Genomic DNA, 19,032 nt, shown 5'->3' on the forward strand with positions numbered 1-19,032 from the left:
AGTCGAATTGCTCAGCCCGAGTGGGCGACGCGTCGGTGTCGGTCGGTCACACGTTGCGGCACAGTGGGGGAATGGTACCCGATACCCCGCACCCGCTCGCCGTCGTCATTCACCCGGTGATCAACGAGAAGTCGTCGCCGCAGCTGGTGCGCCTGACCAGCGCCTATGCCGGTGTCGGCGTGACCTTTGAGAACCTTCGGGCCACCACGCTGCTCCGCCGCTCGCCGGTCGTGTTGCATGTGAACTGGCCCGAACACATCGTTCGCTCGTCGGGCTCGACGGCCAAGAAGCTCGTCAAGCAGCTCGAGGCCTCGGTGATCACGTTGTCGCTGCTGGCCCGACGCCACTCGGTCGTTTGGACCGCCCACAATCTCGAGCCACACGACGGCTGGAGGGGCCCGGTCGAGCGGGCGTTGTTCTGGGCGATGCGTCGCCGGATGTCGAGCATCGTCACGCTGGTGCCCGGGCACGAGCGGGCGATCATCGAGCGCTACCCCGATCTGGCGGCGGTGCCATTCGAGCCGATCGAGTGGGGATCCGTCGCCGTGACCTCGGACGACCCACCTGCCCGGCCACCGACGGGGACGCCGGTCCGCCTGCTCATGGTCGGTGCCATCGGGCCCTACAAGCAGCAGCTCGATGTACTCCGTTGGCTCAAGCCGTTCATCGAGTCGGAACAAGCCACGCTGACGATCGCCGGGCCCGTCGGCGATCGCGACTATCTCGAGCAGCTCCGTGAGCTCGCGCCCGACCACGGGTTCGAGGTGGTCGATCGCTGGGTGAGCGATCCCGAACTCGACGACATCATTCGTTCCCACCACGCGGTGGTGGCGCCGCAGGATCACGCGTTCAACACCGGCGTGCCGTACGTGTGCCTCCCGGCGGGCACACCGGTTGCCCTGTCGCCGAGTCGCCAGGCCGACTGGTTGACCGAGTCGCAGGGGAACGAGTGGGTTCGGGTGTTGCCTGACACCAGCGATCCGGCCTCCATCGCCGACTTCCTGGCTTGGGCTGCGCTCGACCGTGTGGGAGCTGCTCCCGGCCCCTGGGAGTGGACCGCAAAAGCGGCGGCCCATCGGGTGATCTACGAGCGAGCCGCCGCGGCCATCGCCAGATGAGGGCCGTGGTGGGGAGCCCGGACGCGTAGGTGACTCGACTCGTTTTGGACGCTTCGTGGTGGAATCTACGCTGAGCGTCATCAGTGGCTACACTGCAGCCACTGCGGAACATTCGAAAGGCTCCACCATGCGTAAGCTCTTCCTCGGTGCACTTCTCGCCGGCGCGGCGACCTTCGGCGTTGTCCTGCCGGCCTCGGCAGAAGACTGCGCCGGTTCGGGCAGCCTCGGCACCCCCGACTGTGGTGGTGTGATCGTCGAGGGCGGCGAGCTCGTCCCGACCCCACAGCCCGTCGCGCCGTCGCCGGCATCGCCCACCCCTGCCGCCCCGACCACCCCGTCGGCACCGGCCACGCAGCCCAGCCAGGCCACCCTCCCGGTCACCGGTACCGAGACCGCCACCCTGGCGCTCGCCGGTGTCGCCCTCGTCGGTGGTGGTGCGGTGTTGGTCACCCGCTCCCGGCGGGCAACGGCCTGACCTAGCCAACAACCAATCGAACGATGATGGCCTGCCGTCCGCGGCAGGCCGTGTCGCGTCTCCTACCATGAGCGGTCCGAGGTGACGATGACCGAAGACTCGAGCGCCGACCACGGCCTCGCCGATGTGAACCACGACCTCGGTGCATCGGCACCGGTGCGCTGGGCGTCACGCCGCCGTGTCGTGTTCGGCGCGCTGAGCCTCGTCGTGCTGTGGCTGGGATGGTCGACGTGGACGCTCTACCGAGCGGGCACCCACGCGGCCACAGGGCGCGACATCTTGCTGGAACTGGGCACGATCGACCCGTTGGCTGCCGATCTCGACGAGGTCGCCGACCAGATCGACCTTGCCGAGTCCGAGCTCCGGATCGCCGATCGACACCTCGCCAAGGTGGCCATCCGTCCGCTCGGCGTGCTTCCGGTGATCGGCCGCCAACTCGAGTCGGGGAACGCGCTCGTCGACGCGTCGCTCGAGCTCACCGGGGCACTCCGCCCGATCTTCGCCGAGGTCAACGAGGTCCAGGCCGGGGGAGCGCAGGAACTCGATCGGATGCAGTTCCTCGACACCATGGGTGTGCTGCTTGCTGAACTGCGATCGACGATGGACACCATCGACTTCGGTCCCGACCATCACCTGCTCGCCAGTCTGGCCGACTCCCGCCAGGACGGTGTGGTGGCGCTCGAGGAACTGGCGGTACTCGCCGATCAGGCGGCGGTCGGCGTCACCGGCCTCGAGTCCCTCCTGGCCGACGGCGAGTTCCTGCTGATCGTCGGGAGTCCGTCCGAGACCCAGGCGGCGAGCGGCATGCCACTCTCGGTCGGCACGCTCGCCACCCACGACGGTGACCTCCAGCTGCTGACGATCAACGCATCAGAGAACCTGTTTCCGATCAGCGGGTCGCAAGTCATCGATCCCGACATCGCGGCTCGATGGGGGTTCCTCAAGCCGGGCAACGACTTCCGGAAACTCCCGTTGACGCCTCGCTTCGAGGACTACGTGGGACCCGAAGCGCTCACCATGTGGGAAGCATCCGCCGGTGAGCAGCTGCGGGGCACGTTCTACATCGATCCGATTGCGCTCGAGGCCGTCTTGCGGGTGGTCGGCGACATCGAGGTCGAGGGGGAGCGGTTCGGCGCCGACAACGTCGTCGACTACCTCCTGTCCGATCAGTATTCGACCTTCTCCGATGCCGACGATGACGAGCGGTTGGAGCGGCGGGATCGACTGGCCGGCATCGCTGGTGCGGCGTTCGAGGCGCTCGGGACCCGACCATGGGATCCGGTGCTGTTGTTGCGCGAGCTGGTGTCGGCCGCAGACGCCGGCCACATCAAGGCCTACAGCACGGTGGCCTCAGAACAGGCGCTGTGGCGTCAGGTGGGCGTGGCCGGTGAGATCGACGGCGACGAGATGCTCGTCGGGCTCATGAACCTCGGCGGCAACAAGCTCGATCCCTACCTCAACGTCGACGTGGTCGTCGATCCGGTGCGAACCGACGAGGGCATCGAACTCCGAGCCAGCATGCGGATCATCAATCGAGCAACGCCGGACCTCCCCGAGTATGTGCTCGGATTGTGGGAGCGCAACGGCGGCGAACAGGCCGGCGGCTACATCGGACGGGTGGTGGTCTTTGCACCGGCCGCCACGACTCGGATCGAGTTCCCGGCCGACATGCCCTTCGAGGCCTACGGTCGTGATGGCCCGCTCGGAATGGCGGCGGTGGCGGTGTACGTCCCGCCTGGTACCGATCGGAACTTCGAGTTCACCGTCTTCCTCGACGACGAGGTGCTGGCCGACGCCGGCGTGTCCGAGATCACGGTGCTGCCCTCGGGGCGGGTGCCGAACGTGGCGTGGCGATGGGGTGACACCACGTTCCAGGATCAACAGCCTCGCCCCATGCCGCTTCCCGCCCCCTGAGGCTCACGGGCTCTCCGGTGCGACAGGACACGATCCGGTCCTGTCACGAGAGGATCAGACGCCCCTGGCTGATTCGTAGTGTTCGAGGAACCACTGATAGCTCGACTCGAGCCCTTCCCGCAGCTCGATGGTGTGCTTCCACCCAGTGTCGTGGAGACGGGTGACATCGAGGACCTTCCGGGGCATCCCATCGGGCTTGGAGGTGTCGAACACCAGCTCGGCACCCGGGTGCACGATCTCTCTGATCAAACCGGCCAGGTCGGCGATGGACAGGTCCTCGCCGGTGCCGACATTGAGGTGGAGCTCGTCGGAGTAGTTGTCCATCAGATGCAGACAGGCGTCGGCGAGATCGGCGACGTGGAGGAACTCTCGCATCGCCGAGCCGGTTCCCCAGATCTCGACCTGATCGATCCCGGCGAGCTTCGCTTCGTGGAATTTTCGAATCAGCGCGGGAATGACGTGGGACGCTTCGAGATCGAAGTTGTCGCCCGGCCCATACAGATTGGTGGGCATCGCCGAGATGAAGTCGTCGCCATACTGGCGTCGATAGGTGGCGCAGAGCTTGATGCCGGCGATCTTGGCCAGGGCGTATCCCTCGTTGGTCGGCTCGAGCGGGCCGGTGAGCAATGCTTCTTCCACGATCGGCTGCTCGGCCAGACGGGGGTAGATGCAGCTCGAGCCCAGGTAGAGCAGCTTGGTCACACCGGTGCAGTGGGCCGCGTGCACGACCGTGCCGTGGATCATCAAGTTGTCGTAGAGGAACTCGGCCGGTCGTGTGGCGTTCGCCCAGATACCGCCCACGGTGCCGGCGACCAGGTAGACGTGGGTTGGTCGATGTGTGTCGAACCACGCGTCGACCGCCGATTGGTCACGAAGATCGAGTTCGTCGCGGGTGGCGGTGACGATGTTGTCGTAGCCCCGCGCTTCGAGCGCCCGCACGATGGCTGATCCGACGAGGCCACGGTGGCCGGCCACGAAGATCTTGGCGTTGGTGGGTACCGGACTCAACTCGACTCCCTCGTTGCGATCGTGCGCCAGGCTAGCGCCATGGCGCGATCACGAGCCGAGGCTCAGTTGGCGACGGTCTGACCGCTCGTTCGATCGCTCGTCGAGTCGGCTGCCGAGTCGGTGAGGTCGACCAGCACCCGATCGATGCTGGTCACCTCCGAGGGATCGGCGGTTGCCTGGCGAAGCGGCGCTGCCGGCGTCGTGAGCCCCCGTGACGGAGTCGGCGCGTCCTCGGTGGCCGGCTCGCTGAGGTCGATCACGCCGTCGATGGCCGACCCGCCGATCCAGCGCAGCGGGAGGGTGATCACGCTGATGGCGAGCTGCTCGGCGGTGGCGAGGATGATGCGCAGGTCGAGGCCGAGCGACCAGTTCTCCACGTAGTGGAGGTCGAGCCGGCGATAGGCAGAGAACGCGGCATTCGAGCGCGCTTCCACCTGCCATAGGCCGGTGATGCCCGGAGGCACGAGGAAGCGATTGCGCAGCTCGTCGTCGAAGGCCTCACCCTCTTCGAGAAGGGCGGGTCGAGGGCCGACCAGGCTCATGTCGCCGCGGATGACGTTCAGTAGCTGAGGCAGCTCGTCGATCGATGTCTCACGAATGAGTCGACCGACACGGGTGATGCGAGGGTCGCCTGCCATCTTGAACAGTGGCCCGTCGCGCTGGTTCTTCTCGCGGAGCGCATCCTTCTTGGCCTCGGCGTCGACACCCATCGAGCGGAACTTGATCATCGCGAACGGACGCCCATCGATGCCGACTCGCTGGGAGTGGAAGAACACCGGTCCACGGTCGTCGAGCTTGATCAGGAGCGCCGTGAGCAGCATCAGCGGGGCCGCAACCACCAACCCGGCCGATGCCAGCACGACATCGATGACACGCTTGATGGCCAGCTCCCAGCGGGTGGGGCGGCGATGCCGCAGCACGACCAGTGGTTCGTGCGACAACGAACGGACGTCGTAGCGGTTGTTGGTGAGCCGGTTGACACCGGTCGAGACGTGGATGTCGTAGCCGGCGCTGAACAGCTCGGTGGTGAGCCGGCTGAACTGCGGGCTGCGGAAGCCGGTGGCCGTCAAGATGGCGGCTTCGGCGTTGCGTGAGCCCATGATCTCGATCATGTTCTCGGCCGGGCCGAGCCAGTCGCCATCGAGCCCGTTCAGTTGGGCGACCTCTTCCTTGCCGATGACGCCGAGCAGGCGGAGTCGGCTCTCGGGGTGATCGCGGATCAGGGCGACGAGGTCACGTGCCTCTTCACCGACGCCGACGACGACGACCGAGACTCGGGTGTCGGCCGAAGAGAACCGGGAGCCGACGTCGCGCAGGACGCCACGCACCAGCGAGCGGAACACGAAGGCGACGAGGATGCCGAGCGCCAATTCGCGGGCGCCAACCGGCCAGTTGAAGAGTGCCGACAACGCCGCCAGCGCCAGGCCGGCGATGACGACGGATGACAGCACCCGAGAGATCTCTTCGGTTCGGGGAAGCGTCGGTCGCCCGGAATAGAGACCCCGACGAGCGAGGAGAACGACGGTGATGAAGCCGACGGCGAGAGCGAAGATGAGCGACTCGATGCGGCTGCGTTCACTGAGCGCCGTGAGGCCGCTGAAGACCAGGACGAGGCCCCACCCCAGCGCTGTCGCTGCGAAGTCGGCCCAAGGCTGCGTTCGCTTTGCAACCCAGCGCCAGTCTCGTGTTCTCGCCATGTCTTCTCCCGCATTGCCCGCTCGCACCAGCCAGGGTAGTGAACCGATCACTCTGCGTCAGAACGAATCGCGCCTCGATGGTGGGCAATACCACCCATCGAGTCTCTCGGCGTGTGCCGAGCACGGGGGCGTCGGACCGACGAGAGCCCGCTCCGACAGCGGGCACCCGCAGTGATGGGCCGACTCGGAGTGCGGTTGTCAGGGTCGGCGCAGCGATCGACCGGCCGGGAACGGACGTGCGACGAGCGGTCGCATTGCGTACAGTCGGGCGGATGCTGGGGTGGAGCGTGGATCCTTCGACGTCATCGGTGTCGTCGACCGACGGTCCCGATGCTCGCCTGCTCGACGATTGGGATGCGCGGGGGCGAACCACGACCCCGATGGCCCGAACGATGTACCTCCGGCTGTGCAAGCGAAGCTTCGATGTGATCGGTGCCGTCGCTTTGCTCGTCGTATTGAGTCCGCTCCTCGCCTCCGTTTGGTTGTCGCTCCGGTGCACGCTCGGGCCGGGCGTGGTGCTGCGTCAGGAGCGCATTGGGCGGTCGGGTCGCACCTACGCCTGTCTCAAGTTTCGCACGATGGCGCACTGTCGCCGTGAGCGATCGCGAGACTACAACGGCCCCAATCGACGGTTGACACACAAGTCCGACGCCGACCCCCGCCACACCCGTCTCGGCCGCCTCGTACGTCGCTATTCCCTCGACGAGGTCCTGCAACTCGTCAATGTCGTTCGGGGCGAGATGAGCCTCGTCGGTCCGCGTCCCGAGATGGCATCCGTGGCCACCGCCGCCTTTCTGAACCACCGGCGTCACGCCGTGCGACCCGGCCTTACCGGCCCCTACCAGGTCTCGGAGCTCCGAACGAACGGTCGACTCGTCGACGGTCTGGAGCTTGACGAAGCCTACGTCGACACGGTCTCGCTCGGGACCGACCTCCGCCTGCTGGCCGCCACCGCGGTCGCAGTTGCCCGCGGCTCGGGGAGCTGATCAGGGCGACAGCTCATCCTCAGAAGGGCGCGAACCAGTCCCAGTCGCGTTCATCGGGTGCCACCTTCTGCAAGGCCACCATCGTCGAGAACATCGTCCGGACGTAGATCCGGTCATAAACGGTGCGGGGGAGGACAGCGCCGGCGATGGGCTCGGGCAGTAGTCGGTGCAGGAGGGAGGCGGCGAGGCGTTTGGGTTCTCGGGTTGTCGGGCTCTGGCGGTGGATCGTGTAGGCCGGATAGTGCTCGAGGTATGACACCGCCTTCGCCACCGAGGAGAAGCTGCAATCGTCGACGACGATGTAGCCACCCTCACGGATCATCAGGTTGGCGAAGAAGAGTTCCACCAGCGTGTGATCGAAGGTGTGCCAGCCGTCGATGAAGATGAGGTCGAACGATCCCGGCTGCTGTGCGGCGAGTTGCGGAAGCAGCACCTCGGAACGCTCCTCCACCAGCGAGTAGCCGGTGAGTCCAGCTCGTTCGATGTTGGCGATGCCGATCCCTTCCCACATCTCATGCTGGAAGGGGTCGACGATCGTGTGGTGAGCACCGTCGCGCCCAGCGAGGCCGCGCAGGATGTGGAGCGACGACAGGCCGTAGGCACAGCCGATCTCGAGGACGTTGCGGATGCTCGGGTCGTCGTGGATGAGACCTTCGAGGAACTGGCCTTCGAGCCGGTTGACGGCGGAGTGGAGGGGTTTGCGAACCCCCTCGGGCGTCAGCACCGTCCCGGATTCGTAGATCTCGTCGAGAATGTCGGTCACGTCGTACCTCGTGTCGGGGCGGCCGGCCCGGTCTCGGTGATGGCACGCTGGCGATAGAGCCTAGTAGGGCCATTGGGTCGTGCTCGGGGCGGGTCAGCGGCGACGACGCTCGGGATGGAACGTCCGACCGACGATGGCGAGCCCGGCGATCGCAGCGACCGTTACCACGACCGCCGGCGCCGGCCAGTGCGAGGACGAGGGCCGTGTCACGGTGGTGAACGCCAGCGCCGGGGGCGGCTCGGAGGCGAGATCGGGTCCCGAGGGCTCGGCCGGCGGTGTGGCTCCTGGGGGCTCAGCGGTGGGGGATTCGGAGGTTGGAGGTGTCGGGCTTGCGTTGTCGGCGCCTCCGAGCAGTGGACCGCTCGTCGTTGGATCGCTGAACAGCTCGTTCGGGGTGGCGGTTGGACCAACCGGAACCGCGGCGGCGGGGGACCCTGCGGGATCGAGCCCGTCGGCATCGATCGCGGCAGCGTGGGGGGCGAGCGCGAGCGGCTCGGCCGCTGGCGTCGGAAGTGCGTCTGCTCGTTCATCGGTCGTCGGGTCAGCTGTCGTGACCGGGGTCCGCTCTGGAACTGCGCTGGTCGTGGCAGGTGCGGTGGTAGGGGTGCCGCTGGTGGGCGTTGAGGCCGCCGGGAGGGTCGTCGGGGTCGCGGTGGTCGGGGGCATCGTGGTCGGGGGGCTGGTGGTCGGGGGCGGCGTGACGGCCGAGGGACGGGGCGCAGTGCCGGCCGACCATTCGATGGCGCCGATGTCGACCGCGTCACCGACCGTGCGGGCGTTGCCCAGGACGTCTGACGACACCACTGGTGGGATGGCCACTCCGGCGTCGATCAGCGGGCTGCCGGGCAGGAGGTGGAAGTCACCCGAATCGGGCCCCGGCGAGGATGACGCGACGCCGGGGTCGCCCGACAGGAGGAGGTTTCCGTCGCTTGCGATGCCCTCGACACCGCCGCCGACCAGCGCATTCGCGGTGGCGGTCACGTCGCGGGAGTTGGCGACCAGCATGGTCGGCCACGTGCCGTCATTCCAGAGCAGATTGTTCGACAGCCGCACGTCTCGGCCATCGACGACCGAGAGCTCGGCCCCTCCGCCGAGCAGGCTTGCGCCCGTCCGCCCGTTCGCGAATGTGGAGTTGTTGACGATGTCGACCCGCTGGGACTTGTAGACGGTGATCGATCGACCGCCGTTGTCAACGATGATGTTGTTCGCGATCAGCGTCCTGCCGGTGAAGCCGCTGTCGAGATTCATGTCGATGATGATCCCATTGCCGTCGGTGATGTTGCCCGGCGACCACTTCGAGGTGACTCTGTTCTCGTTGCGGTAGATCACGTTGTTCAGGAAGTAGTCGGTGTAGCCGTGCTCGTCGTCGGGGAACCCGTAGTTCTGCCCGATCCACGACGAGAGCCCGCTGCCCTGCTCAGGCCCCCATTTGGAGTTCTCGAACACGACATTGCGCTCGAAACGGAGGTGCGACGCTCGTACCGCGGCGATGCCGCCGACCGGGAAGCCCGACACGACGTTGTCGGTGATCCGGAAGTGGTGTCCGTCGGCGACCAGGATCCCGACGCCGTACGCGTTGTCGAGGCCGAACCCCTCGCCCCGAACGGTCAGTCCGGAGATCTCGATGTAGTTCCCCGATGGCTCCAGCGCCGTGCCCTGTCGGGCGATCACGACCGGTTCGGCACCGGGTGCGGCCGTGATCCGGGTCCACGCCTCAGGTGAGCCTTCGCGGCGGAAGGCGATCTGCGTGGGACCGGGACGGGTGATCGTGTGGGTCCCGTCCATGAGATACAGCGTCATGCCGACCTTGGTGGCCCCGATCGCATGTTCGAGCGTGCGGAATGGCACCTCGGGACTCTGTCCGCTGTTGGTGTCGTTGCCGGTCGGGCTCACGTAGAGGGTGGCCGGGTCGGTGTCGGCGAGGGTGGTCGTCGACCCGAGCACTGTTGGGGTCGTGGTGTCGCCGGCATTGCCTTCATCGGGTGAGGAGACGCTCGTGGTAGGTGCCGTGAGGGATCGCTCGGCGGTCTCGTCGTCGGTGGAACGCTGGGCGACGAACACCACGAAGGCAACGGCGAAGCTGAGGGCCGCCAGCAGCTTCAACAAGCGGGACCGGCGGCTGGTCGTGTCGGGATGCGTCATGGGATGCTCCGGTTCGCTCTCCCGAGGGGTCGAGAACCTTCCAAGGAGTGTCGACGCGTCATCCTGGAACTTGAGCGCGATCGGGGAGTGTCGGTTGCTGGGCGGCGACGATGGCGGTCAACGTCGGCGACAGCCGATGACCGCGGATGACGGTGCCCGATGGCAGCAGTGCCTCGAAGTCGCGTTTCGAGAGCAGGCGGGTCACGTAGCCGTCGGTATCGGTCCAGCCTGGTCTGACGTGCACGAAGACCGCGCCGGTGTGGGCCTCGATGGGGAAGTGGCGATTGGGGGTGGTGATCACGGCCGCCCGCCCGACACGGCGGTGCTCTGCGACGAATATCGCCTGGTCACGAACCTGTCCGACGTGTTCGATGACGGCGTTCGAGATCACCAGGTCGAAGCTCGCGTCGGGGAACGGCAGTGCTCGGCCGTCAGCCTGGACATAGGTGGCGGTAAAGGCGGGGGCGCCTGGACCGAGTCCGGCGCCGACCGGGGCATCGACGACCTCGGCGACGAGCGACTCGAAGAGGTTGGTCCGGTCTTCTTCATCGGCACCCACGCCCACGAACAGCACGGTTCGGGCATCGACTGCGGCGATCAGGTCGGTGACGATGCGTGCCTTGCGACGCCGGTTGTAGAGGCTGTAGCGGCCGGCAGCGCGATACAACAGCGCCCGTACTGGTTTCACACTGGCCCTCCTCTCGGATCGTGCAGCCTAGGCCACCACCGGCGCTGCGTGACCGCGCACCGCTGAGCGTGACGATCGATCGGGCGGCTGACAGGGACAGGTCACCGGTAGGCGTAGCGGTCCTTGCTCCACCACGGCTGGCGGCGCCGACCGGAACGGTTCAGCACCGCGCCCAGGATCTTCGCACCGGTGTTCTCGAGACTCGAGCGCACCTCGAGGAGATCGTCGGTCTCGGTACGGCGGGAGTCGATGACGACGATCACGCCATCGGTGAGGGGCGCGACCGTCAGCGGATCGCTCGTGCTGAGGGCCGGCGGGCAGTCGATCACCACGTAGTCGACCGACTCGCGCAGCTCGCCGATGACGGTTTTGAAGCGTGGGCTGTTGAGCAATTCGGCGGGGTTGGCCGGGATCGGCCCCGAGGGGATGACCCATAGGCCAGGGATCCCGTCGATCTCGACTGCGCCGAGGCTATCGAGGGACTGGTCGCTGACGCCGCCGAGGAACATCGACAGGCCGGACCCGTTGTCTATCCCGAAGAGCCCCTCGACCGTCGGTCGGCGCATGTCCGCGTTGATGAGAACCACCCGGGAGCCACTCGTGGCCAACGAAGCGGCGAGGTTGGCCGAGGTCACGCTCTTGCCCTCGCCGGGGAAGGCGCTCGTGATCATCACCACCAGGGCCTGGTCGGGTTCGGGCAGGTTCGACGAGATGAACTGGGCCGACGATCGGAGCCGCCGGTACGACTCCCGGGCCTCCTGGACACGTCCGGATTTGGCGTCGGATTGCATGACGAGCGAGGCTCGACCGGATCGGGCCTTGAACGGCAGGCGCGGCACCTTGGTCAGCACGCCTGCGCCGAGCGCCAGCCCGACGGAATGCTCGTCGTTGGCCGTGGTGTCGAGGCGGTCGAGCACGATGGCGAGAACCACCCCTCCGACCAGCCCGAAGATGAGGCCGGCGAGGCCGAGGACGTTCTGCGACGGGCCCGAAGGAGACGTCGGTTCGGTCGCCTGTCGCAGCAGGCGCGCTGACGGCGCTCTCGTATTCAAGGCGCGGATCGCGACATCAAGGTCGTTGCTTACCGTACGCATTTGGGCAACACCGAGGTTGTAGACCGTCTGCGCCGTCGACAGCAGGGCCTCGGTGTCGCGTACCGCTGCGGCTTGTGCGTCGCTGGGTGACTCGGCGAGCTGGTCGGCTCGCAGTTCCTGGAGCCGATCGAGCTCAGCCGTCGCCTCGTCGATCGCAGCGACGGCGTTCTCCTGCTCCTGTCGCAGCACCGCAACGCGGTCCTCGAGCAATTTGGCGTCGGCGGCCTCGGCCTGTTCCACATAGACCTCGCCGAACGCGTTGGCGATGTCGGTGGCGTCCTCGGGCGATCCTGCGGTGATCTCCAGATCGAGGATCTCGCTACGGGGAAGGAACGTGACCTCGGCGGTGGTCAGCAACGCCGGGGTGGTGGTGTCGAGCGAGAGCCGATCGATCACCTGCTGGGCCACGGCGTCGGAGGTGAGCACCTCGGCCTCGCGTTCCAGCACCGGGGCTCGTGGCGTGTCGTTGGCCGAGCCGACCCGGGTGGGGCCGAGGATGACGCTGACGGTCGACTTGTACGACGGCGTGAGTTGCGAGAACACGAACAGGCCGGCGAGCAGTCCGGCGAGGGCGCAGACGACGATCGCGAGCCGGTGGCTCCGGATGCCGCGCAGATAGTCCTCGAGTGTCGTGTTCTCGGTGTCGGCGAACTCGGGGTTGTACATCATGACGAATGCCTCGGGAGTCGGTTCACGTCCTGGGGGCCCGCCGTTTGACCCGCAAGCCGTTCTCACAGTTCGCACCCGCCAAGAATGCGCAGATCATCAGCCACGGTGCGGTTCGACCGAGGATGCCGTCTTCGGTGATCGAGGACAGCAACATGAAGCTGAGTAGAGCGATCGGCGCCGTTGCTGCCGCTCCTGGTTGCAGGCCGATGAGCTTAGTGGCCTTGATGACCGATCGGATGAAGAACGTGAGAATCAGGAGCAGACCGACGATGCCCTGGTCCAGCATGTACTGGAAGGCAGCGTTGTGAGCATGCACCGGGGTCCAGTCGCCCGCCAGCCAGACCTCGCGGGCGGGACTTCGCCAACCGTTCCAGAACGCCTCGTAGCCGTACCCGACGATCGGTCGGTTCCAGATCGTCCGTAGGAGCTGGGCCCAGATCTCGGTGCGTCCGGTGAGCGTGACGTCCTTGTCGAGGAGATCGGCGATGAAAGGGAGGGCGGCGATCGCAAAGAGGACCGCTGTCACCGATGCGGCCAGCATCGAGATCGCCACCGCCCCGTAGAGGGTGCGGCGTGCCCGGAACAGCTGGAAGACGATCAGGAGTGCCGCCAGGAGGACCGCAGTGGCCAGACCAGTCTTCGACTCCGAGCCGACGAGCAGGGCGACGGCTGCCCCGATGGAGGGCACGGTCCACAACCGATGCCATCGGGACTGGGCGGACTCGAGGAGGAGCAGGGTGGCGGCGTACACGGACATCTGGCCGAGCGAGTTCTTGTTGGTGAAGATGCCAGACCACTGGTCACCGGTGACCGTCGTCTTGGCGAAGCCGTAGGTGGGCAAGGCGACCACCCAGATGAGGCAGAGCCAGACCACCACGGCGCCCCCCGCCGCCGCGAATCGCACGAGATCGCGTCGTTTGAACCGCAGGGCGAGGTACGTCGCGAAGAGCAGGGTCGCGTTCAGGCCCATGGCCCGGCGGAACGTGGTCGCGCTGTCGACCGACCACAGCGTGGTGGTCAGGATCCATGCATGGATCAGCACCAGGATCTTGTTGCGCTCGAGCATGCGGACCAGTGCCTCGATGCGGGGGACGAGCAGCAGAAGGGCAAGAGCAGCCAGCGCAAGAAAGACGATCGACGCAAGCGGGCCCGAAGAATCGGCACTGTCGGGCACGTCGGGTGACGAGATCGAGAACCAGTCACTGGGAACGCCGGTCGAGAAGACGATGACGCCGACGTAGGCGAAGATCCGTTCGAAGCGGGACGGCGGCGGTGGTAGCGACACCGTGCGCCGAGGCGACGCGTCGTAGCGCACGACGGATGGGGTGGCGCGTGATGGGGTGAGCGTTGCCAAGGCATCTCCGCCGTTCGATCGCAGGAACGCATCACCTTACCGACAACGCCGGCTGCCTTGCTGGCGCGTCGGACCAGTCACATCGCTAAGCTCTGCCGTTCATGCCCGACCACGCTGATCCACAATGGAGCGGTCGGGGCGAGCGGAGGGCATTGCCACAACGCATCGGTGCTGCCATGGGCGACCGCTGCCACGAGGTGATTGGCACACCAGTGACCTTTCTCGCCCCCGACGAGTTGATCACCGAACTCCGCCATCGGATCGAAGGCGGCATCACCTCGCTCGTCTTCCACCAGAACCTCCACGGCGTCTATCTCCAGCGCCGAGACCCCCTCTACCGGCGCCTCTACCGGGAATGTGCGTTCGCCTATGCCGACGGCATGCCCCTGATCTGGCTCGCTCGGCTCGCGGGGCGTGAGGTCAACCGATCGATGCGGGCGACCTGGCTCGACTGGCAGAGCACCTTCCTCGACGCCTGTGCCACCCACGAGTGGCGCATCTACTACATCGGCGGGACCGAAGCGTCGCTTGCCGGCGGGCTCGACGTATTGCGATCACTCCATCCGGGTCTGATCATCGACGGCCATCACGGCTACTTCGATCATGCGCCCGACTCAGCCGAGTCCCGGGCGGTGGTCGCCGCCGCCAACGCCTTCGAGCCGTCGCTCGTCTTCGTCGGCATGGGAATGCCGTTGCAGGAACTGTGGTCTGCCGCACAGCGGCCCCGACTGTCGGCCCCGGTGGTCGTGGCGATTGGCGCTGGTCTCGACTACGCTTCGGGAGCGATCCAGAGCCCGCCCCGCTGGGCTGGTCGGCTCGGCCTGGAATGGTTGTACCGCCTCGTCGCAGAGCCGAGACGACTCGGCTATCGCTATTTGGTCGAGCCGTTCTGGTTGCTGGGATGGTCCGTCGCCGACTCGGTGCGTCAGCGCCGTCCCTGATCATGGGCCAGACCCGTGAGCGGGTCAGGCACCGTCGTGGGTGCCGGCGTCACGGGTCCATACCTGCTCGCCCTGTCGGCGCTTGCGGGCGCCGACCGCCATCGTGACGAGCCGGACCGACACGAACGCTGCGAGCGCCGGCCACCGGCGCGGGTCGCGAGCCGCTCGCGGCAGCCACACTGCAGGCCGGTGATGCGGCGGCAGCTGGACACCCTCGCCTTCGGCAACGGCGTCGAGGGTCGAGTTGGCGACCAGCTGTCGTGAGTGGACCCCGATGATGTCGGTGAGCGTCTGGGGCAGCAGCGGTGTGAACCAGGAGTCGGGGTCGACGGTCCGGTCCTCGTCGGCAAACAGACGATGCAGGAAGTAGTCCTCGGCCATGGTCTCGGGGAAGCGGCCGAACCGCTCCCGACCGGCCTGTGAGATCGCATAGAACCCGAAGCCGACGAGGCGATCATCGAAGTACGGCGAGCACCGCCAGCCGCGATAGAAGAGCCGGATCGGCAGACGGCAAGTGGACATGTCGGGGAATCGCAGGGTGGGGGCGCCGACGGCTGCTCCCGATGTGGCCATGGCGGCCGCCAGGGACTGGACGGCTCGTCGGCTCACCTCGACATCGGCATCGATGTACATCCGGGGGAAGGTGGAGGCGTGGGCATCGCCCAGATCGAGTGCGCCCCATTTCGAGGCGACCGGCGTCGAGACGACACGGATGGACGGATCGACGGCCGCCGCAATTGCCGCGGTGTCGTCGGTGCAACCGTTGCACGCCACCACGATCTCGAGTTCGCCCTCGGCGGCCCCGTCGAGTAGCGAGCGGAGGCATCGCTCGATGACCCGGGCCTCGTTGTGAGCCGGCACGATGACCGACGCCACGTACTCCCTGCTCGGTCGGCTGTCGCTGTCCCCGGAAGGCATGTGCCATAGGATAGGAGCCTCCGCCCGCACTGCTTCCCGAGAGACGAGCCCCGCCCACCCGTGACTTCCCGTGCCCCGATCGTCGGCGTCTGCGTGGCCACGTTTCGGCGTCCGCCGGGTCTGGCCGCACTGCTGGCGGCCCTCGCCAATCAGCGGTTTCCCGCAGAAGCCCTACCTCGTGTCCTCGTCTTCGTCACGGACAACGACCCGGAAGGGTCGGCGCGGTCCACCATCGATCGGGCACGGCGCGACCACGACCTCGAGATCCACGATCGGGTCGAAACCCGGCGAGGTGTCGTGCATGCCCGCAACGCGTCGGTGGCCGCCGCGCTCGAAACTGGCGTTGACTTCGTGGTGTTCGTCGACGACGACGAGTCACCGCACGCCGACTGGCTGGCAACGCTGCTGGCCACCCAACGTGCGAGCGGTGCACCCATCGTGGCAGGACCGGTGGTCGAAGTCCTCGATGACGCACTTCCCGCCTGGTACCGCGATGCCGGTTTCTACCGCCCGCCGGAGCGGGCCGACGGAGCGCCGGCGCCCTACGCCGCCTGCGGGAACTCGCTGTTCGCTGCCGCCCTGCTCGAGGCGGTTTCCGGTCCTTTCGATCCCCGTTTCAACGTGTCGGGTGGCGAGGACGTGTTCCTGTCGCTGACACTCATGGCGGCCGGGGCGGCCATCGTCTGGAGCCCCCAGGCATTGGTCGACACTCACGTACCGGCCGATCGGGCCCGGTTGCGCCACGTGGCTCGCCGCCATCACATCGGCGCCGCCAACTACACACGCGCCGAGGGGCTCGTGGCCGGGTGGCGACCGACCCGGGTGGTGACGGGAGCCGGAAGGGTCGCTCGGGGTCTGGTGCTCGTCGCGACCGGTGCCGTGCGTCTCGCTCCGCCCCGCATGGCGCTCGGCGTCGTCGTGGCAGCCGAGGGTCTCGGCGTGATCAGCGGAGCGCTCGGCGGAGGGGCCGGACGCGCCTGGTGGAGTGCCGATGACCGATGAGGCGGGTGATCGCGCACGACGCACCGGTGCGTTCGTGCTCCAGCGTCGGTCCCTGCGGCTCTGGTTGCTCCTCGGTGTCGGACTGTGGCTCGCTGCGGTCGGCGGGCTCGTGCTCGACGCCAAGACCAATATCGATGCCGCCCGGGGCAACATCGATGTCGCCGTGCCGGCCGCCAAGGAGGGCGATCTCGACACCATTCGGGTCGAGCTGACCACCGGTGCCGACCGGCTACGACGCGCCAGGGACGACCTGTTCCACCCGGTCCTGCTTCCGCTGCGGCCGCTGCCGATCGTGGGGCGCCAGCTTCGCACGGCCCGTGCCATGGCCGACGTCGGCGCCGACGCGGCCACCGAGGCCGAACGGCTCCTCGCGCTCGTCGACGCTGCAACCACTGGCGATGCTGCAACCACCGACGACGCCGGCGATGTCGAGGAGCCGGCACCGTCGGCCCTCGCCTCGATCGACCTCGTGGCGGTCGAGTCGTCACTCCACCGTTTGTACGAGATGGTGCGAACGGCCGATCTGGGACCGTCGGAGGGACTCATCGGTCCCCTGGCCGACGCCCGGGCCGAGGTCGACGAGCTCCTCGACCGCTACGAGCCATCGCTCGGCGAGGCCGCCGAGGTGGCCAGTGGTCTCCGCTCGTTCCAGCAGGACTCCCGCTACGTGATCCTCGGCGCGAACAACGCGGAGATGCAGGTCGGAGGGGGCATGGTGCTCTCGGTCGGCGAGGTCGCCCTCGGTGACGACGGTGTCGAGTTCGGTGGTCTGCTCTCGACCGAGGATCTGTTCCCGGTCCCTTCCAACGGTCTGGTCGACGCCGATGTCGATGAGCGTTGGGGCTTTCTCCAACCGACGAACGACTTCCGCAAGCTGGGGTTGACACCGCGTTTCGACGAGTACGTCGGCCCTCAGGCCATCGCGATGTGGGAGGCGGAGACCGGTCGCCCCGTCGACGGGGCGATCTTGGTCGACGCCTACGCCCTCTCTCGCCTCCTCGGGGTCGTCGGGACGGTCGAGGTCGGGGGGACCACCTACGACGAGGAGCGTCTGCTGCGCTATCTGCTCCAGGATCAGTACACCGAGTTCGGTGCCTCCGAGGTCGAGCAGGCCCGACGTCGGGCCAAGCTGTCCGAGGTGACCTCGGCCGTGCTCGACGCACTGGTGGCGGGACCGCACGACCTGCCCCGGATCGTCGAGACCGTCCCGTCGCTCCTACGGGGTCGGCATGTCCTGGTCTACGGCGACAAGGCGGTCGAGCAGCGGGCATGGCAGGTCGTCGGCGCCGACGGTGGCACGAGCGGCGACGAACTCGGTGTGTTCGTCTCGAACATGGGCGCCTCCAAGCTCGATCCCTACGTCGAGGCCGATGTCGTGGTCGAGGAATCGCCGGGACCCGAGGTGACATCGATCGCGATGGCCGTCACGGTGTCGAACCGAGTCGAGCAGGGCGATCGCCTGCCGGAGTACGTGGTGGGACCCTGGGAGTGGATCGACGTCGAGGAACCGGGGGAGTATCTGGGACGGTTGGTCGTCCGGCTGCCCGGGGCCACGTCGGCGGCACGGTTCACGAGCGCGGTACCACTCGAGGTGTTCGGCCCCGATGGCGACGGTGTCCTGCTCGGAACGCGCTTCGCGGTCCGGCCCGGCCGCTCGACGACCATCCGCCTGGTGTTCGAGGTGTCCTCGGAGCTCGAGTCGATGCAGATCGTCCCCTCGGCCCGGCCCGTGCCCATCCGCTGGCAGTGGGGCGATCGGAGTTTCGACGACGCCGAGGTGGTAGACCAGCCGCTGCAGCGGCCGTGAGCCCCGCTCGTCGGGGTTCGCCGCGCGGGATTCCCGAGTCGATCCACCTATGTTTGCGGGCGGCCGATGCGCTAGTATGGGCTGATCCCGACAGCCCTTGGTGGTCACGATGAACCCTCTGAAGTTTGGCATCCCCGCAGCGATTCTCGCCGCCCTTGCGTTCCCTGCCGTCGCTGGTGCGCAGACCGATCCGTGTGAGGCTGGCGCCTCGAGCATTGCCGCCTCGGAGTGCGTGGTCGAAGTCGAGGCCGTGACCCTCGAACCCACCCCTGCCACCCCGGTCGCTGCCGCCCCCGCCTCGCCTGTCGTCGCCGGCAAGCAGCAGCTTCCCGTCACCGGTGGCGACGCCCTCACGCTGGCCGTCGTCGGTGGCACGCTCGTCGGCGCCGGTGCCTTCCTGACCCTTCGGGCCCGCCGCACCGCCGAGGTCGGCTGAGTCACATCCTGAGGCGACGC

General features: G+C 67.4%; 16 protein-coding genes. 8 read left to right on the top strand and 8 right to left on the bottom strand.

Features of this window, described 5'->3' with window-relative positions; translation table 11 throughout:
• Positions 1 to 71: 71 nt before the first annotated feature.
• The 3 genes from R2733_21315 to R2733_21325 all read left to right on the top strand — a co-directional run bounded on the left by R2733_21315 (position 72) and on the right by R2733_21325 (position 3,507).
• Positions 72 to 1,118, top strand: coding sequence for a hypothetical protein (locus R2733_21315; GenBank protein ID MEZ5379052.1), 1,047 nt, complete (start codon positions 72 to 74; stop codon positions 1,116 to 1,118).
• 127 nt (positions 1,119 to 1,245) lie between these two features.
• The gene (locus R2733_21320; GenBank protein ID MEZ5379053.1) at positions 1,246 to 1,593 is read left to right on the top strand and encodes an LPXTG cell wall anchor domain-containing protein; all 348 of its coding nucleotides are present in this window, start codon (positions 1,246 to 1,248) and stop codon (positions 1,591 to 1,593) included.
• Between the two features lie 87 nt (positions 1,594 to 1,680).
• On the top strand, positions 1,681 to 3,507 hold the full coding sequence (locus R2733_21325) for a DUF4012 domain-containing protein (GenBank protein ID MEZ5379054.1): 1,827 nt from the start codon (positions 1,681 to 1,683) through the stop codon (positions 3,505 to 3,507).
• A 54-nt stretch (positions 3,508 to 3,561) separates the two neighbouring features.
• Here the strand turns inward: R2733_21325 and R2733_21330 are convergent, their stop codons facing one another.
• On the bottom strand, positions 3,562 to 4,515 hold the full coding sequence (locus R2733_21330) for a GDP-L-fucose synthase (GenBank protein MEZ5379055.1): 954 nt from the start codon (positions 4,513 to 4,515) through the stop codon (positions 3,562 to 3,564).
• A 62-nt stretch (positions 4,516 to 4,577) separates the two neighbouring features.
• Positions 4,578 to 6,212 carry a sugar transferase gene (locus R2733_21335; GenBank protein MEZ5379056.1) on the bottom strand — a complete coding sequence of 545 codons (1,635 nt, stop codon included), beginning with the start codon at positions 6,210 to 6,212 and terminating at the stop codon, positions 4,578 to 4,580.
• A gap of 272 nt (positions 6,213 to 6,484) precedes the next feature.
• On the opposite strand from R2733_21335, the gene R2733_21340 reads away from it, so the two are divergent.
• Complete coding sequence (locus R2733_21340; protein ID MEZ5379057.1) at positions 6,485 to 7,198, top strand: sugar transferase; 714 nt, start codon at positions 6,485 to 6,487, stop codon at positions 7,196 to 7,198.
• Positions 7,199 to 7,217: 19 nt separating this feature from the next.
• Here the strand turns inward: R2733_21340 and R2733_21345 are convergent, their stop codons facing one another.
• The 5 genes from R2733_21345 to R2733_21365 all read right to left on the bottom strand — a co-directional run bounded on the left by R2733_21345 (position 7,218) and on the right by R2733_21365 (position 13,908).
• Complete coding sequence (locus R2733_21345; protein ID MEZ5379058.1) at positions 7,218 to 7,961, bottom strand: class I SAM-dependent methyltransferase; 744 nt, start codon at positions 7,959 to 7,961, stop codon at positions 7,218 to 7,220.
• A 93-nt stretch (positions 7,962 to 8,054) separates the two neighbouring features.
• Positions 8,055 to 10,103 carry a right-handed parallel beta-helix repeat-containing protein gene (locus tag R2733_21350; GenBank protein ID MEZ5379059.1) on the bottom strand — a complete coding sequence of 683 codons (2,049 nt, stop codon included), beginning with the start codon at positions 10,101 to 10,103 and terminating at the stop codon, positions 8,055 to 8,057.
• Between the two features lie 58 nt (positions 10,104 to 10,161).
• Complete coding sequence (locus tag R2733_21355; GenBank protein ID MEZ5379060.1) at positions 10,162 to 10,791, bottom strand: methyltransferase domain-containing protein; 630 nt, start codon at positions 10,789 to 10,791, stop codon at positions 10,162 to 10,164.
• A gap of 101 nt (positions 10,792 to 10,892) precedes the next feature.
• Positions 10,893 to 12,554 carry a polysaccharide biosynthesis tyrosine autokinase gene (locus R2733_21360; protein MEZ5379061.1) on the bottom strand — a complete coding sequence of 554 codons (1,662 nt, stop codon included), beginning with the start codon at positions 12,552 to 12,554 and terminating at the stop codon, positions 10,893 to 10,895.
• Between the two features lie 22 nt (positions 12,555 to 12,576).
• Positions 12,577 to 13,908: an O-antigen ligase gene (locus R2733_21365; GenBank protein MEZ5379062.1), complete on the bottom strand. Its 1,332-nt coding sequence runs from the start codon at positions 13,906 to 13,908 to the stop codon at positions 12,577 to 12,579.
• Between the two features lie 101 nt (positions 13,909 to 14,009).
• Here R2733_21365 and R2733_21370 point away from each other — a divergent pair, with 101 nt between their 5' ends.
• Positions 14,010 to 14,849, top strand: a complete 840-nt coding sequence (locus R2733_21370) for a WecB/TagA/CpsF family glycosyltransferase (protein ID MEZ5379063.1) — start codon at positions 14,010 to 14,012, stop codon at positions 14,847 to 14,849.
• Between the two features lie 24 nt (positions 14,850 to 14,873).
• Here the strand turns inward: R2733_21370 and R2733_21375 are convergent, their stop codons facing one another.
• Entirely contained in the window at positions 14,874 to 15,767 is an 894-nt protein-coding gene (locus tag R2733_21375) for a glycosyltransferase (protein MEZ5379064.1), read from the bottom strand.
• Between the two features lie 60 nt (positions 15,768 to 15,827).
• Here R2733_21375 and R2733_21380 point away from each other — a divergent pair, with 60 nt between their 5' ends.
• The 3 genes from R2733_21380 (at position 15,828) to R2733_21390 (ending at position 19,012) form a co-directional block, all read left to right on the top strand.
• The gene (locus tag R2733_21380) at positions 15,828 to 16,769 is read left to right on the top strand and encodes a glycosyltransferase (GenBank protein MEZ5379065.1); all 942 of its coding nucleotides are present in this window, start codon (positions 15,828 to 15,830) and stop codon (positions 16,767 to 16,769) included.
• Entirely contained in the window at positions 16,759 to 18,576 is a 1,818-nt protein-coding gene (locus R2733_21385) for a DUF4012 domain-containing protein (GenBank protein ID MEZ5379066.1), read from the top strand. The genes R2733_21380 and R2733_21385 overlap by 11 nt, the downstream gene beginning before the upstream one ends.
• A 109-nt stretch (positions 18,577 to 18,685) precedes the next feature.
• Positions 18,686 to 19,012 (top strand): LPXTG cell wall anchor domain-containing protein, encoded by a 327-nt coding sequence (locus R2733_21390; protein MEZ5379067.1) that lies wholly within the window; start codon positions 18,686 to 18,688, stop codon positions 19,010 to 19,012.
• Positions 19,013 to 19,032: the final 20 nt, after the last annotated feature.

The sequence above is a fragment of the Acidimicrobiales bacterium genome, assembly GCA_041394265.1.
Lineage (GTDB): Bacteria > Actinomycetota > Acidimicrobiia > Acidimicrobiales > SZUA-35 > JBBQUN01.